Source organism: Spirosoma oryzicola (assembly GCF_021233055.1).
GTDB classification, from domain to species: domain Bacteria; phylum Bacteroidota; class Bacteroidia; order Cytophagales; family Spirosomataceae; genus Spirosoma; species Spirosoma oryzicola.
Genome location: NZ_CP089538.1, coordinates 2,558,321 through 2,572,673, shown reverse-complemented (window position 1 = coordinate 2,572,673; position 14,353 = coordinate 2,558,321). Strand labels below are relative to the sequence as shown.

Here is a 14,353-nt window from a genome sequence, read left to right as displayed (position 1 = left end):
CGATAAAAGGTTATTTATCGGGCACTTCGTCATAATTAAACGGTCTATGCAGAGAGCGAGGAACTGTGAGGCTTTCTGCTAACGTCTAAATTTTCAACCTGTTAACCTCTTGAGTTAACGGGGTGCCACCAAATTTGCCAACGGATAGGGCAAAAAAACAGACTGCATAAACGGCTGCTCAAAAACTGACTGTAAATAATTGCGCATTGCCGTTTGATAGTCTAATTCATCCGAGGAAATTGGTTGGAAGATGGCACCCTCAAACTTTCCCCAAAGCTCCTTCTGGAGTTGGGCTATAAGTTCGTCCCTTAGTTGGAGGCCCCTCTTTAAGGAGTTATCTGGCACCTCTTCCCTAATCATCGGCCCTTCTCCCAAGAACAACCAATCTCCACTTAAGTTGAATTTTCTTGCAATCCTGGCTAAAGTTTTAACATCAGGCGAAGTAGTCAACCCACTCATAATTTTACTAATTGAGTTATCAGAAACCCCTGCAATTCTTGCCAAATCAGTATTTCTGACTTTAAACCTAGACTTTATAGCCTCTAGTCTGGTAGCATATTCATTTAATTCTTCCTGTAGCATAAAATATATTTTAGCTTAAGTTGAATTTTTAATATTACGTTTATTATAATTGTGCGATGATTGTATCAAAGGTATAGTTTTCTATCAAAAAGGCCATTGTCAAACAGAAAAACTGTGTAATCGGCGATAATTAAACTAAAGTGAAACTTGATCGGAATCGTCTTTGCTAGAATTGGTAGGCTGAGCCGGATCATTAGTAACCTCAACGTATTCTTTTATAACAGTGGCAGGATCAATATTTAATTTTTCGCATAGGTCTTTAATTATCACGCCTAGTTCGGCGATGAACTTATGCTGTATCTCATTTTTGCGGGCCAGCGAAACAATATTGTTAGTCATGGTCTCCATCAGGGCCAAATATTTACCAATCTGTTCATCCTTTACACGCATTTGTTCCTGGCAAAAATTTAGCATGTACGCCTGATGATCCAACTGGATTTTGTTCTTCTGTGCTTCAGCGTTGTTCATGGATTCATATTGAGATTTTATCACTTTCAGATTTTTCTACGGTCGCAAGATACTATTTCTATGACAGACTCAAATCCAATAGAACGCCTGCTGGATGCCCTCCCAGCAGCTGTCTCGAAAGAAAAACGGGCGACGATCCAGCATGATCTGGAGGAGGTAGGTTTGTGGGAGCATTACCGACAGAATATCAGTAAGCCAGGAAAAGATTTAGGCAAAGTTGCATTTCGAGCCGGAGTTATTTTCAAGCGTCATTTAGGCGTGAGCGATGATTTTTTCATTGGGACAGCCGACGAACAGGAAGAAGAATTAAAGCGCATTGTCCGGCTTCATTTTGACCCATTTATAACAGCTTAACGGCTGATAAAGAGCTGCCACTATTCCGGCAGACCTTCAGGCTGAACCTAAAACCGCCTGGAGGTAATGGTGTGGATAGAAGTAGTAGTACCGGGCTGGTCTCCGGCCCGGTACACTTAACCCGTAACACTGATTGTTTTCAACCTATACCATCAACGCAGATGACCGCTCAACAGGCCCTGCTAACACCACAACCTACGTCGCTCGGTCCTTCGGCCGACGATCTGATTGCCCTGACGGGTTTCGAATCGATATCGAAAGGCGGACGGCAACAACTCATCGAGCTGATTGAGAAGCGTATTGATACGCTCCAGTATTGGCAGAAGATGGCACAGCCCGGCACGGATCAGTATGAGCTGCTGGTAAACAAGCTAAAAGCCCTCCGGCTGAAGCGGCTCGAAATCTACAATACGTTTCACACGAAAATTGGCCAACAGATCCAAGTTGGTGCTGCCTAAATCTGTCCTATACTATGTCACAAACCCCGAGCATTTTCGCCCCACAGATATGAAGCCGATTCGGACGCCGGTGGATCTGGCAAGCTACGAGCAGTTTTTCGCAAAATCTCGGCTAGCAAACCGAGTGGTACGACGCCGACGCCGGGCTGATAAGTTCTGGCAGCTACGTAAGGGAATACGACTTTTGCTGGGTGGTCGCTTTGTAGGCATACTCTTGGATTTAATGGCTGATCTGGCTGAAGAAGAATACCTAAACGAGCAACAGTAATGGGAGGACTAGAACAATTTATCGAGTTGGTACGCCAGACTCGAGAACTGGAGAAGCGATTTGCTAAGAAGCGGGAAGCCAATCTGATGCTGAAAATTCAGCAGAATCAGAATAGGATCGACAAACTCCTAGACGAGTTGCCCAAGCTGGCACCATCCCAACAAGCCAGCATATTAAGGTAAGTATTTAACGGTAAAGATAGACAACTGAAGCCGGGAGCACTGCTCCCGGCATTCCTTAAAACCCATAGATATGATCTGGTAGCTCAGCGGTAGAGCGTCGATGTGTTCCGCGAAGGACGCAGGTTCAAATCCTGCCCAGATCACCACCGAAGTAGGCCAGTGCCACCCCCAATTAGCCCCTCCCAAGGGGGCTAGTCTTTGACAGAAGTACGCTTAAACTAGAAGTGCCATGATTGCCGAAACCCAAAAACGGGAGCTAATTACGCTGACCGATGATGAATCAAGAACACTGTTTGCTGTTGCCTTCGGCTACGCTCCCCCAGTCGAGACAATAGCCAGTTGTGGTCTCTTCAGAACGTTCGCTATTACGGATGGAATAAGATCGTTGTTTCTGAGTCCCGATGGTTCAATTGCTGCCTACGATAAGGAGGGCGGATCGCTGACGTTTAATGCCCGGAAAGTGCTCACCAATATTGACGCCATGGGCTTAGGCTTCGGTCCCGGGTATGGTCCAGAATTATTCATGACGCGATGATCGAGATCGACTACACCAAAGTGATCTGCCAGACCTCGTCGCTACGCCGGGTTCATAATCGCACCCGGGCGCTCAATGAGGCCATGCCTGCCAAGACCTTCACCAAGGTTATAAACGGTCAGGAAGTAGAATATCAGCGCAAGCCGAAGGCCGTCACTGGCTCGGTTGAAGCAACGCTGGAGCGATTGGTCAAGAATTACATCCGAGAGCATCATAAGCTACTCAAGACCGTAGGCCAGCCTGCTTTCGATGCCGGCCTTCCCCCGCTCCGGCTGAGCCGACCGCAACTGGCGATGCAACGCACAATCGCCGAGAAAACGGCCTATAATCACCTCGCTACGCTTCGAAAACTGGGCTTCATAACCGATTATAAGTTCCGTGGCTCTAAACACGCTTTCGAGATTTGGATCGATCCTACGCTGTTATTTCAGCCTGAGCGCCTTGTTGATGCTGTAACGGCGCAACCTTATCCACAACCGGCCGTGGATAGCTCAAAATCAAGCGCTTCCGAACCCCATAAAATCGCTTCAATTTTGGCCCAAACGGCAAATTTTACCGCATATAAAGCCAGTTCAAATCAAAGAACTAAAGAAACTGAAATAAATAAAGCGGACGAATGTGGACAAGGCAACGACCAAATTCAGCAAGGCAACGAAAATCAAGGCAACACCGAACGGCCCGCACCAAACCACGGCCAAAATGGCAGACAAACGGAACAGCTACCTTTTGGAAACCAGGCACTGGGGGGGCGGCCTGACGTGGCCCGGCCCGGCCTCGGACAACGCTTAAAAGCCCGGATGACCAAAGCGGATCTGGATGCTCAGGCCGAAGCCAACCGGACTCCCGACCAGCGACAGGCCATTTTGCACGGCTACGTCCGTAGCTTCTGGCGCTACGCTCAGCAAAAACTGTATGCGGCTAAGACCTTCACCGAGAACGAAGAACGCCTGACGCTCAATGCCATCTGGAAAGGAGTTTACAACTGTGCGGACAACGACCTGACCGAAAAGCAATGGGATGCCTACCAGGCTGCCCTTTATCAGCGAATCGACATTGCCGCCGGTTATTATTCCCGCAACCCGGACAAGTGGGTACCTGCCCCCTACGCGCAGCTCCGGCCCGGCACCGGCTATTTCGACCAGGAAAACCAGCGAGGATTTATCCAGACAGATACCTGGTACCAAGCCAATAAGGCTCAACAAATCAAATTAAGAGTCACTCAGGCTATTAACCTGGCTATTCGCCACCTACAGCTCCACCGGGTTGGCAAGGCCCCTAAAGCCATCCAGCAAAAAAATTACATTGAGGCTTATCGGCATCTGGAAGCGAAGGTGCAAAAGCTAGGCCCGGATGCTCATACCCGATTCCTTCAGATAGCCGCTACGCTTGATCAGCAGAAGCCGCACTTAACCCCGGGCTTTACCAAGAATTTCAAAAATTAATTATTAACTGATGTTTCACATGCAATCAATTCCAAACACCCCCCAAGCTACTCCGGCTCCAGCCCGGAACGCCGATCCACTCAAGCAACACGCCTGTGTTGTTCTACACGTCCGGTTCATCGATGGTAACAAACGGCCATTCTACAGCCGGGATATCGACTACAAAAACCAATGGCAGTACGGAAACGAGCGCTACTGGGTGCAACGATTCAAAAAGATGGTCGAAGAGGAAACGCCAAAAGGCTGGTCCGGCCGGGTCGACGAAGCCGCTATCTTCTACAATTTCGATGGCAACCGGGGCGATAAGATTTGCCAGTTTATTAAAGACAAAGGAGGCTGGCAGCAATAGGATCATTTCCACTTGATTTTTCAGAGCCGTTTCAGAAAACCCCCGAATAGAGCGAATGAAGGCGGTTTTTTGTGCGTCGTAGATCTTCTCGTTTTTCATCGTAAACAGCCCGAAAATGATCTCATTAAAATTAACCCGCCTTGAGTTTCAGGTTATGGTCCAGTTTCTACGCTGGCATACGGAGTATCAGAATCAAGTACCACTGGTCCACCAGTCGACGAACATGATCATCCTGATGGATTACCTGGCTACGTGGAATACGCTGCGCCTGCTGAACTGGAGTTGTCGACAACCGGATAAGGAATATCGACTGGGCCTGAAGCGCGTAATTGCCCTGGCACTTCATCAGGAGATGCTGCGTGTAAAGCTGACAGTTCATCAACAGATCCTGCTCGGCAAACTGGATCAAGCCATCGTCGATTACCGCGATCCCTTTGCTGAGCCGCACGTGATTGGCGAACTGATTGATAAATAATAAAAATCCCCCGGCCTCGGGAGCGAACCGGGCGGGGGATCAGGTACTGATGTTTCACCGGCAAAACTAGTCATTATGGCTGATCTGAAAACTTTTCGCGCCGAAATCGAGCAAAAATTCAGGGACAACATTGCTATTACCACTTTCGGCTTCTACGGCCAATATCCCACACCCCTGCTGGAAAAGGTACGAGCCGGCTTCGAGCAGCATTATGATGCGGCCTGCCAGGGAGATCCCCACCGGCCGCCACTAGAGTGGCTCCAGAAGCGGATCAAGATTATCACCCGCATTTTGGAAGATCGAGAAGCCGATCGGCCGCGAACCCCTGAAGAAAAAATGTGGGATAAAGTAGAGAATGGAACGGCTAAGCGAGTGCAATTAAACTGGAAATCTAAATCACCCAAATGATGATTGCTGATTTACCACTCACCTGCCACATCTTCGCCCAGATCCGGGACGAAAGCGACAACCGGATGACCATCGCGGCTAAGATTGAATTCTGCCTTAATAACGAGTGCGTGGCTGTCTACGAAGGACGTTGGTACGATTATCACTACTGGCTCAAAGGGGGATCGTTCTACGTTTATTCTGCCCGAAAATTACTGCAGGTTGCCGGAGCCCGGTTCAACTACACTCGGCATGTACAATGCGCTGATCAGATGGATCGCTTCGATTTGAGCACGTATGACTTCTGCGAAATGCTGCGCGTTTTTCGCATTGAATCATTTGGTCACTTGACTCCGTGGCAAGTGATATCTATATCAAAAGAATTGCAGTACTGGGTTGATCAGCAGGATCTGCCCTTCGACCCGGCACTACTCGGCTTTTACGCGTCGACGTCGGCCTATCGAGTTGTTTATTAATCGCTACTTATGATCAATCATAGCAGAGCGCCACCAGGCTGAGCGCTGCCGGTACACTGATGACACTTCGGGGTCAAAATGGGCGGTGTGCCGGCTTTCTCAGGATTTTAAGGAGTCGGATTACTCTTTATAAAAATCTAATCGTAATATTACAATAAACATTTTCTTTGTTATATTTGTGACATGGGAGTGACTAGAACCGAAATCTTCACCGAGCAGCAGAACCGCATTGCGGAACTGGCAAAAGCCTTTGCCCATCCGGCACGGGTTACCATCCTGCAATTATTGATCGAGCGAAAAGCCTGCGTGTGTGGTGATTTGGTGGACGAGTTGGACCTAGCACAGGCAACCGTTTCACAGCATCTGAAAGAACTCAAGCGCATCGGCATCATTCAGGGCGAAATCAACCCGCCCCGCGTCTGCTACTGCATCAATCCGCCTGTTTGGGAAGAAGCACGGCACACCTTTGGCGCATTATTAGATACAGTCGTCGGGGCCACTTGCTGTTAAATCCGTGGCTTTTTTTGACCACGATCATCGTAATATCACAATAAACCAATAAGGACAAAATCATGCAAACAGCCGAACAAATCAAGGAAGTCGTGCGCCAGAAATACGGCGCGATTGCCGAGCAGCCCGAAACCGGAAGCTGCTGCGGCCCAACGTCTTGCTGTGGTCCAGAGATAAGTGCCAACGTGCCTATAGTCATGGCGCAAGAATATGACGCCCTGAACGGCTATGTGGCCGAAGCGGATCTTGGTTTAGGCTGTGGACTGCCGACACAGTTCGCGCAGATCAAAGCCGGCGATGTTGTTGTAGATCTGGGTTCCGGCGCTGGCAATGATTGTTTTGTGGCCCGTGCCGAGACCGGCGAAACTGGCCGCGTGATCGGTCTGGACATGACGCCGGCCATGATCGACCGCGCCCGCCAGAACGCCAAAGCGTTAGGCTTTTCCAATGTCGAGTTCGTTTATGGCGACATTGAATATATGCCCCTGCCTGAAAATCTGGCTGACGTGGTGGTGAGCAACTGTGTGATGAACCTTGTCCCTGACAAGCAAAAAGCCTTTACCGAAACGCACCGCATATTGAAGTCAGGCGGTCATTTCAGCATTTCAGACATTGTGCTGAAAGGCGACCTACCCGAAGGCTTGCAGCATGACGCCGAAATGTACGTTGGCTGCGTATCGGGAGCCATTCAGAAAGACGCTTATCTACAATTGGTGCAGGAGACCGGATTTACAAACATCATTATTCAAAAAGAGCGAGAAATTAGTTTGCCGGATGATGTGCTGCAAAACTATCTGTCAGCCGATGAAATCGCCGACTATCGCCAGGAGGATAAAGGCATCTACAGCATCACCGTTTACGCCGAAAAATAGCCATGAACCAGACAAAAATCCTAGTGCTTTGCACTGGCAATTCCGCCCGTTCTCAATTGGCAGAGGGCTATTTACAACACTTCGCCGGCGACCGCGCCCAGGTCTATAGCGCGGGGGTGGCTCCGCACGGAGTTAATCCGCTGGCCGTGCAGGTCATGGCCGAAGATGGCATTGATATATCTCACCATACGTCAAACCACGCCGACGAATACTCCGCCATTCCGTTTGACTATGTGATAACGGTTTGTGACAACGCCCGTGAGCAATGCCCGATCTTCCCATCATCGGCCAAGAAAATTCATCATAGTTTTACCGACCCCGGCCACCAGCCCGGAATTGACGCTTTAACGTCATTCCGTCAGGTGCGCGACGAGATCAAGGCATACAGCCGCCAATTCATCGAGCAGCATTTAACCGCCAGCGGCCCCGTTCATGCCTAGACTGTCGTTTTTAGACCGTTTCCTGACACTGTGGATCTTCCTTGCGATGTTGCTAGGGGTTGCCATCGGCTATTTTTTCCCGCAGTCGCAGACGTTCATCAATCAGTTCAATTCCGGCACAACCAACGTCCCTTTAGCCATTGGCCTTGTGATGATGATGTACCCACCTTTGGCGAAGGTGCGTTATAGTGAGTTGCCGAAAGTGTTTGCCAACACTAAAATTCTAGGGCTTTCCTTGCTGCAAAACTGGATTGTTGGCCCCTTGCTCATGTTCGGGCTGGCCGTGATATTTCTGCCGGATAAGCCCGAATACATGACCGGCCTCATCATGATCGGCATTGCCCGTTGTATTGCGATGGTGATCGTCTGGAACGATCTGGCTGGCGGTGACAGGCTTTACGCGGCTGGTTTGGTCGCCTTCAACAGCATTTTTCAAGTGCTGTTCTATTCAGTCTATGCCTATGTGTTTATTACCGTCTTGCCGCCTCTGTTCGGTCTACAAGGATTCGAGGTGAACATCACGATTGGCGAAGTAGCGCAGAGCGTTTTTATTTATCTGGGTGTCCCGTTTCTGGGTGGTTTGTTCTCCCGTATCATCCTGACGCGGCTTAAAGGCCATCCATGGTATGAACAGACCTTTTTGCAGGCAATCAGCCCTATAACGCTTGTGGCGCTCCTGTTTACAATTGTCGTCATGTTCAGCCTGAAAGGGCAGCTTATCGTCTCCATACCGCTGGACGTAGTGCGTATCGCTATCCCCCTGACGATCTATTTTGCCATCATGTTCTTTTCGGCTTTCTATCTGTCGAAACGTGCCGGCGCTGATTATTCAAAATCAACGTCACTGGCTTTCACCGCAGCCGGGAATAATTTTGAATTGGGTATTGCGGTTGCCATCGCCGTGTTTGGCGTCAATTCCGGCGCAGCCTTTGCGGCCGTAATCGGGCCGCTGATCGAGGTGCCGGTATTGATTTTACTTGTCAATTTTGCTTTAAAGCAGAAGCCTAGCTTCGAATCCAGCTACAATAAGCCCCACCATGTGAGGTGAATTTGGCAAAGCTTAATTTGATTATATTATTACTCTAATAGGATTACCTGTATGTAACGAGCCGCGAAGAGGCTACTAAACTCGAAGAACAAGGGTACGAAGTACATTAAGCCACAAAAAGCCCGCCCTAACCGGCGGGCTTTTTGTGTCCTTTTAGCCTGGGTAAGCAGGTGGCAACTTTGATAAAAAAGCCAATGCCATCTCGATCAATCAACGATTTACACCCGGCTCTTGCCTACGCATGGGGCAAAGCCCAAGCCAAATGGGCGCTCCTGCACCCAGAATTACCCCAACCTTTTTTAACGTGCACGTACCGCTCCAACGAAGAGCAGGACGGCCTTTTTAAGCAAAAGCCTAAGGTCACCAATGCCCGGGCTGGCGAATCCCCCCACAACTACCAACCATCGCTGGCGTTCGATATCGCCTTTTTGATGAAAACCGGTGTGGTGATCTATACCGATAAGTGGTTCGACCAGTTTGCGCCCTATCTGCTCGAAACGAAGGGGATCACCTGGGGCGGCAACTTCAAGTCGATCATGGATCGGCCGCACTTCGAGCTAACGGACTGGAAAAAGCTCATCCCGAAAAAATGAATTCGTTAACGGCTCTATCCCCACAACGCCACCTCCTATGTCTAAACCACCTGCCGAGTGGCCAGAAGCTGGCCATGCAGTTCCGCCAATAGCAAACAAACTACCGCTACCACCTGAGCCGCCACCCAGCCGGGTGATCCGGGAAGGGCACGAACCACCACCGCCCCCAACTCGACCAACAACAGCCCATCAGCAGCCTATCGATCATGGGCCTGGTATACTGAATATCGTGGTGAACTTCCTGAAGGGAACAACCTCCCATTTGGGCACCACTAAAAACCTGCTGCGTGAAGTTTCGGTCGGCACAATGACGGCCGTGGGCACCCTCGTGGTGATCAACCTGGCGTCACTCCAGCAGCCATCGGACGTCGAAGCGCTGCGCGACGTGGTGAACCTGGCTGTTGAGAAAAGCCATGAAGCCGACTCGCTCTCGTTTGAACTGCGGACCATTCGACTGCACCGGGAAAATGACTCACTTCGGCGGGTCAACTATTGGCTTAATCCGCGCACGATCGACAGCCTGGAAGCCGCTTTTTAACGTCCTTTTTTGACCCCGGGGCCTCTGGTAGACTTGCTAAAAAACTTATTTTTATGCAGCTACCAGAGGTTTTCAAAGAAGATCGGCTCGAACGTTACCGGGACCATCTCATGACTGATCGGCCGCTCGAGGAGAAGGAGCTGGCCATGTTCCAAAAATACTTCTTCGCTTACTCGCATCTCTGCGATGGCTTATCCGAACGCCAGGTCGTCAAGGCCATTATGGCCGTGGGTACCTACAACCTGAGTCAGTCCCAGGCATACAACATTGTGCGCGACTGTCAGGAAATCTTCGCCAATGCCAAATCGGCCAAAAAAGACGCCAAGCGCAATATCTACGTCACGCGCATGGAAGAATTAGCCGCTAAGCTGGAACTCGACGGCGAGTACGAAGCCGCTGCCAACGTGCTCCAGAAAGCCGCCAAAATGCAGGGGCTGCTGGAGAAAAACGCCGAGTTCACTGATCCAAGGCTGTATCTGCCCAAACCCAACATGATTTTCACCTCGGATCTGGCCGCATTGGACATTCTGAAAAACGAAGTCGAAGATGGAGAAGCCGAAGTCGTTGAGTAACGTCACCCAGCGGGCAAACATGACTTACGTGTTTCCCAAGCAGCTGATCTTCCTCCAATCCGAGGCTCAGCGCAAAACGCTGCTGGCCGGCCGGGCGTTTGGTAAGACCTTTTTGCTACTGGTGTGCATTGGCTACTTCGCCCGCATGATGGGCCGGGCCAAGTTCTTTCTGGCCGGGCTGACCTTTGCCCAGCTGCTCAATATCGTGCTCGTCGATATGGCCGACGCCTTCGCCGGCATTGGTTGGAAAGAGTACGATGAGAAAACCGGTTTGGGTCATTACGTGCTTTTCAAGGCTCCGCCATCCCACTGGCCTAAGCCCTTCAAAGCGCCCAAGACCTACGATCGGTGCATTACGTTCATTACCGGCTTTTGTCTGCAGCTGCTCAGTTTTGAAAATCCCGATGCGAACCGGGGGGGTAATTACGACGGTGGCCTGGTCGATGAATCGGCGCTTTTTAAAGAAGACTGGATCAACAAGATCCTGATGCCGATGCTCTACCGGGCCAATACGCACCGGTTTGTCGGCAACTTCATGCACAATTCGCTCTACGATTTCACCTCCAATCCCTGGCATGAGTCTGGAAAATGGGTGTTTAAAACCGAGGAGCTCATGAAGCGGGACCCCAAGAAGTACTTTTTTATCGAGGGTAATTGTGATGACAATCCCATGCTTCACCCCAATTACAAAACGGAACAGGAGGCAATTCTGTCACCGATGGCCTTTCGTATTGAGGTTATGAATGAGCGCATTGCCAAGCTACCAAACTGTTATTATCCTTCCTTCGAGCATGATAAACACTGTTCGGCAAACACCTTCAAGTACGACACCAATGCGTCCGGGATCTGGATGCCCAGTTTCAGCGACCACAACCCAGGAAAGCCCCTGGAAATGTCGTTCGATTTTAACGCTGGTATTTGTAGCGTGATCATCTGCCAGGAGAACCCCAAGGAACTCCGGGTTATTAATAGCCTATACGCTAAGCAGGCGGCCCAGGACCAGACCCTGGTAGAGACGCTGTGTAACATGGTTGTCAATGCGTATGATCATCACACTAAGAAGGAGATCATTCTATTTGGTGATGCCTATGGCAAGTCAAAGAGTGCTGGTAGTAAGAAGACACTCTATGAGCAAGCCATTGATGTCTTCAAGGCTAAGGGTTGGAAGGTCATCGACAAGGTTATTCGCTTCAATCCTGATCACATCGATAAGTTCAATCTCATCGACAAGATCCTGATCGAGTCAAGTGATCAGTATCCAAGAGTGCGCATCAACCAGAACACCTGCAAGGCGCTGATCATCTCCATCCAGAACTCACCCATCAAAACCGGTTTCGAGAAAGATAAAAGCTCGGAGGAAAGCTCGATCGACCAGGCATACGCAACTCACCTTTCTGACTGCTTCGATTATATTCTCTACGCTAAATACTCGACAGCCGGACGGCGGAAGAGTAAGGGTAAAGAGATTCGTTTCCTCTAACGCCGACGCGGCTACCCCCCTTTCATATATTCGGGATTTTCTCTCCCGGTAATTACCGAAAACAGAAAGGGCGTAGCCTCGATCGAGAGCTGACTGGAAAAAAAAGGGCAGCTCCCAAATGCAACTACCTGACGCATCAGGCATTGACCCCAAAACAGATTGGAAGGCTTTTTGGCCTAAAAAACGTCCTTTTTAACCGCTCTCAGCGGTAACACCTTGCACCATGGAAAAAATGTTACCGGTCTCGGCTTTCTACAAGCTGCTGCAGGATGCCGAAAATGACGGCTTCTCGATCCGCTACCGTAAGAAAGATGGCGCGTCCGGCGAAAAACACGACTGCCGAAAATCGAGCAAGCGCTTCGATGGCAAAGGCAGCAAGAAAGGAGCCGGGCTCCGCTACGACGTCTTCGAAAAAGGCGTCCTGCTGCTGGAGGACCAGACGAGAGAACCCTTCTCGCTCCGCACCCGGCTTATCACACACTACCGATTCAAAAATCAAACCGAGTGGCACACAATCAAACGATCCTGGTAAATGGGCGTCCGTAAATTTGATCACAATTTGTTCCATCTCTCGGGCCCCAGTGCTGCCGTAGAGATTATGCCGGCGATCGATATCGTGCACGGCGATGAAAAGGCGCTCTCGGCCGTGAAGGCCAGCACGTCGTTGGGGAGTCACGAGTGGGTGGCCTGGGGCAAAGATGATAATGAGCCCAACCAGGTTATCGCGCTCAACTGGGAATCACCCAGTAAGCCATCGCTCATGGATCAGGCCAAAGAGTTTATTCTGGGCGCGGGCGTGGCTCCCTTCCGAGAAACCTACGAAGGGGGCAAAGTCGTGTATCAGCGCGAAGCCTTCCCCGAAATCAAGGAATGGTTCGAGGAAAACGAAATCTTCGATAAGTATCTGGAGTTGGCCGCCCTGTCGATGACCTTCTGTGAGCAGGCGTTTGTCAACCTGTCGGTTGGCGAAGGGAAGGACATCGGTCTGCAGACAATCCAGCCGCTCAAGTGCCGCTACGTCAAACCCACCGGCAAGGGCCTAGAAGCGCTGCTGATCAGCCCCCAGTTTGGTACCGGTAAGAAGCCCAGCCAACTGGCGAAGGTGCCCCTGTTCAACCGCAAGGAGCCAACCAAATATGCCGAGTCGATCATGCACCTCAAAAAGGCGCAAATCGGCCAGGATTTCTACAACCTGGGCTTGTTCTGGGGCACCAAGTGGTGGACCAAAGTGGCGAATAAAATCCCGCTCTATCATTTGAACGGACTCGAAAACGGCTACAACATCAAGTATCTCATCGAGATCGACGAAGCCTATTTTATTCAGGAAGGTGAAACGCCCGGCGATGAAGAAACAGACAAACTCATCGAGGCCCGGAAAGATAAGTTCATGGCCAAACTCGACGCCTTCCTGGCCGGCGTGGAGAACGCCGATAAGGCCGTGGTCATGATCGGCGATCTGACCAACGGCGATGGCAAAGCCAATGATCTGATCCGGATCAAGCCTGTCGACAACAAAATGACCGACGATGCCTACACCAAAATTTACGGGGCCGCCAACACCGCGCAGGCCCAGGGGCACGGTATCCTGCCGGTACTGGCGGGCATTGCTCAGGGGGAAAAACTGGGCGGATCGGGCTCCGAGCTGGAGCATGCGGCCATGTACCAGGTTGCGTATCGAACGCCCTCCTACCGACGTCATTTGCTCAAGCCACTCAATCTGGCGCTGAAACTGATGGGACTCGATGAAAAAGGTACGGTGGCTTTCCGCTTCGTCGATATCGAATTCACCACACTGGACAAAAACCCAACCGGCAAACAAAACTCACTGGGCGCATGACAACCTACTTAGGCTCCGACGTTATTTCGCAGCAAGAATACTTCGAGCAACTGGTCGAAAAAGATCCCGATCTGCAATCGTTTCTCTTCGAAGCCGGCGAAGACGTCAGTGGTTTGGACGAAGCCACCAAAGCGCCCAGTTTCGGTTTTCCCCTACTGGTGTTGTTCATGCCTTTTGTCGATATCGACGACAATGGGTACGGGGTGATCGATGCCGAACAGGACAACGCTTTTGCGATCCTGGTCAAGCCCACCGATCGCACCGAAGCAGCCCGCAATCAGGCCGTAGCCGACGCCCAGGTGATGGCCTTCCGCATCATTGGCCAGATCCGCAAAGATGCCAAAGCCGGCCGCTTCCGGCTCCCCGACAAACGCCACTGGCGCGTCCGGCCGATGGGTAAAGTGGGTAGTGCCCAGGCGTTCGGCGTGATGGTCGATTTCCAGTTTATCACCAACGCCAACGCGCAGGTGGGCATTCCTAGTTAACC

General features: G+C 50.6%; 23 protein-coding genes and 1 tRNA gene. 22 read left to right on the top strand and 2 right to left on the bottom strand.

Translation table 11 applies throughout. From position 1 onward, the window contains the following. Positions 1-114 precede the first annotated feature (114 nt). Positions 115-582 carry a helix-turn-helix domain-containing protein gene (locus tag LQ777_RS10760; RefSeq protein WP_232562521.1) on the bottom strand — a complete coding sequence of 156 codons (468 nt, stop codon included), beginning with the start codon at positions 580-582 and terminating at the stop codon, positions 115-117. Between the two features lie 135 nt (positions 583-717). Beyond that, positions 718-1,050: a hypothetical protein gene (locus LQ777_RS10755; RefSeq protein WP_232562520.1), complete on the bottom strand. Its 333-nt coding sequence runs from the start codon at positions 1,048-1,050 to the stop codon at positions 718-720. 60 nt (positions 1,051-1,110) lie between these two features. Between LQ777_RS10755 and LQ777_RS10750 the strand changes: the two genes are divergently transcribed. The 22 genes from LQ777_RS10750 (at position 1,111) to LQ777_RS10645 (ending at position 14,351) form a co-directional block, all read left to right on the top strand. Then, positions 1,111-1,404 (top strand): hypothetical protein, encoded by a 294-nt coding sequence (locus LQ777_RS10750; protein WP_232562519.1) that lies wholly within the window; start codon positions 1,111-1,113, stop codon positions 1,402-1,404. 161 nt (positions 1,405-1,565) lie between these two features. After that, positions 1,566-1,862, top strand: coding sequence for a hypothetical protein (locus tag LQ777_RS10745; RefSeq protein WP_232562518.1), 297 nt, complete (start codon positions 1,566-1,568; stop codon positions 1,860-1,862). A 49-nt stretch (positions 1,863-1,911) separates the two neighbouring features. Continuing rightward, the gene (locus LQ777_RS10740; protein ID WP_232562517.1) at positions 1,912-2,130 is read left to right on the top strand and encodes a hypothetical protein; all 219 of its coding nucleotides are present in this window, start codon (positions 1,912-1,914) and stop codon (positions 2,128-2,130) included. Further along, complete coding sequence (locus tag LQ777_RS10735; protein WP_232562516.1) at positions 2,130-2,312, top strand: hypothetical protein; 183 nt, start codon at positions 2,130-2,132, stop codon at positions 2,310-2,312. Before LQ777_RS10740 ends, LQ777_RS10735 begins: the two co-directional genes overlap by 1 nt. A gap of 72 nt (positions 2,313-2,384) precedes the next feature. After that, positions 2,385-2,458, top strand: a tRNA-OTHER gene (locus tag LQ777_RS10730). A gap of 83 nt (positions 2,459-2,541) precedes the next feature. Then, positions 2,542-2,847, top strand: coding sequence for a hypothetical protein (locus LQ777_RS10725; RefSeq protein ID WP_232562515.1), 306 nt, complete (start codon positions 2,542-2,544; stop codon positions 2,845-2,847). Beyond that, complete coding sequence (locus tag LQ777_RS10720) at positions 2,844-4,289, top strand: hypothetical protein (protein ID WP_232562514.1); 1,446 nt, start codon at positions 2,844-2,846, stop codon at positions 4,287-4,289. The genes LQ777_RS10725 and LQ777_RS10720 overlap by 4 nt, the downstream gene beginning before the upstream one ends. Before the next feature lie 19 nt (positions 4,290-4,308). Beyond that, positions 4,309-4,638, top strand: a complete 330-nt coding sequence (locus LQ777_RS10715; protein ID WP_232562513.1) for a hypothetical protein — start codon at positions 4,309-4,311, stop codon at positions 4,636-4,638. Between the two features lie 115 nt (positions 4,639-4,753). Beyond that, a complete protein-coding gene (locus LQ777_RS10710; RefSeq protein WP_232562512.1) occupies positions 4,754-5,113 on the top strand; it encodes a hypothetical protein in 360 nt (119 codons plus the stop codon). A 75-nt stretch (positions 5,114-5,188) separates the two neighbouring features. Beyond that, positions 5,189-5,521, top strand: a complete 333-nt coding sequence (locus tag LQ777_RS10705) for a hypothetical protein (protein ID WP_232562511.1) — start codon at positions 5,189-5,191, stop codon at positions 5,519-5,521. Further along, positions 5,518-5,976, top strand: a complete 459-nt coding sequence (locus LQ777_RS10700) for a hypothetical protein (RefSeq protein WP_232562510.1) — start codon at positions 5,518-5,520, stop codon at positions 5,974-5,976. Before LQ777_RS10705 ends, LQ777_RS10700 begins: the two co-directional genes overlap by 4 nt. A gap of 183 nt (positions 5,977-6,159) precedes the next feature. Then, positions 6,160-6,486: an ArsR/SmtB family transcription factor gene (locus LQ777_RS10695; protein ID WP_232562509.1), complete on the top strand. Its 327-nt coding sequence runs from the start codon at positions 6,160-6,162 to the stop codon at positions 6,484-6,486. 62 nt (positions 6,487-6,548) lie between these two features. Next, complete coding sequence (locus tag LQ777_RS10690) at positions 6,549-7,358, top strand: arsenite methyltransferase (RefSeq protein ID WP_232562508.1); 810 nt, start codon at positions 6,549-6,551, stop codon at positions 7,356-7,358. Positions 7,359-7,360: 2 nt separating this feature from the next. Continuing rightward, a complete protein-coding gene (locus LQ777_RS10685) occupies positions 7,361-7,798 on the top strand; it encodes an arsenate reductase ArsC (protein WP_232562507.1) in 438 nt (145 codons plus the stop codon). Beyond that, positions 7,791-8,846 (top strand): ACR3 family arsenite efflux transporter, encoded by a 1,056-nt coding sequence (gene arsB, locus LQ777_RS10680; protein WP_232562506.1) that lies wholly within the window; start codon positions 7,791-7,793, stop codon positions 8,844-8,846. Before LQ777_RS10685 ends, arsB begins: the two co-directional genes overlap by 8 nt. Before the next feature lie 194 nt (positions 8,847-9,040). Further along, entirely contained in the window at positions 9,041-9,439 is a 399-nt protein-coding gene (locus LQ777_RS10675; protein WP_232562505.1) for a M15 family metallopeptidase, read from the top strand. Positions 9,440-9,476: 37 nt separating this feature from the next. Then, on the top strand, positions 9,477-9,977 hold the full coding sequence (locus LQ777_RS10670; RefSeq protein ID WP_232562504.1) for a hypothetical protein: 501 nt from the start codon (positions 9,477-9,479) through the stop codon (positions 9,975-9,977). Positions 9,978-10,030: 53 nt separating this feature from the next. After that, positions 10,031-10,549 carry a hypothetical protein gene (locus LQ777_RS10665; protein ID WP_232562503.1) on the top strand — a complete coding sequence of 173 codons (519 nt, stop codon included), beginning with the start codon at positions 10,031-10,033 and terminating at the stop codon, positions 10,547-10,549. Further along, on the top strand, positions 10,524-12,029 hold the full coding sequence (locus LQ777_RS10660) for a hypothetical protein (protein WP_232562502.1): 1,506 nt from the start codon (positions 10,524-10,526) through the stop codon (positions 12,027-12,029). The genes LQ777_RS10665 and LQ777_RS10660 overlap by 26 nt, the downstream gene beginning before the upstream one ends. A gap of 223 nt (positions 12,030-12,252) precedes the next feature. Continuing rightward, positions 12,253-12,561: a hypothetical protein gene (locus LQ777_RS10655; RefSeq protein ID WP_232562501.1), complete on the top strand. Its 309-nt coding sequence runs from the start codon at positions 12,253-12,255 to the stop codon at positions 12,559-12,561. An 84-nt stretch (positions 12,562-12,645) separates the two neighbouring features. Beyond that, entirely contained in the window at positions 12,646-13,866 is a 1,221-nt protein-coding gene (locus tag LQ777_RS10650; protein ID WP_232562500.1) for a hypothetical protein, read from the top strand. Continuing rightward, positions 13,863-14,351 carry a hypothetical protein gene (locus tag LQ777_RS10645; RefSeq protein WP_232562499.1) on the top strand — a complete coding sequence of 163 codons (489 nt, stop codon included), beginning with the start codon at positions 13,863-13,865 and terminating at the stop codon, positions 14,349-14,351. The genes LQ777_RS10650 and LQ777_RS10645 overlap by 4 nt, the downstream gene beginning before the upstream one ends. Positions 14,352-14,353: the final 2 nt, after the last annotated feature.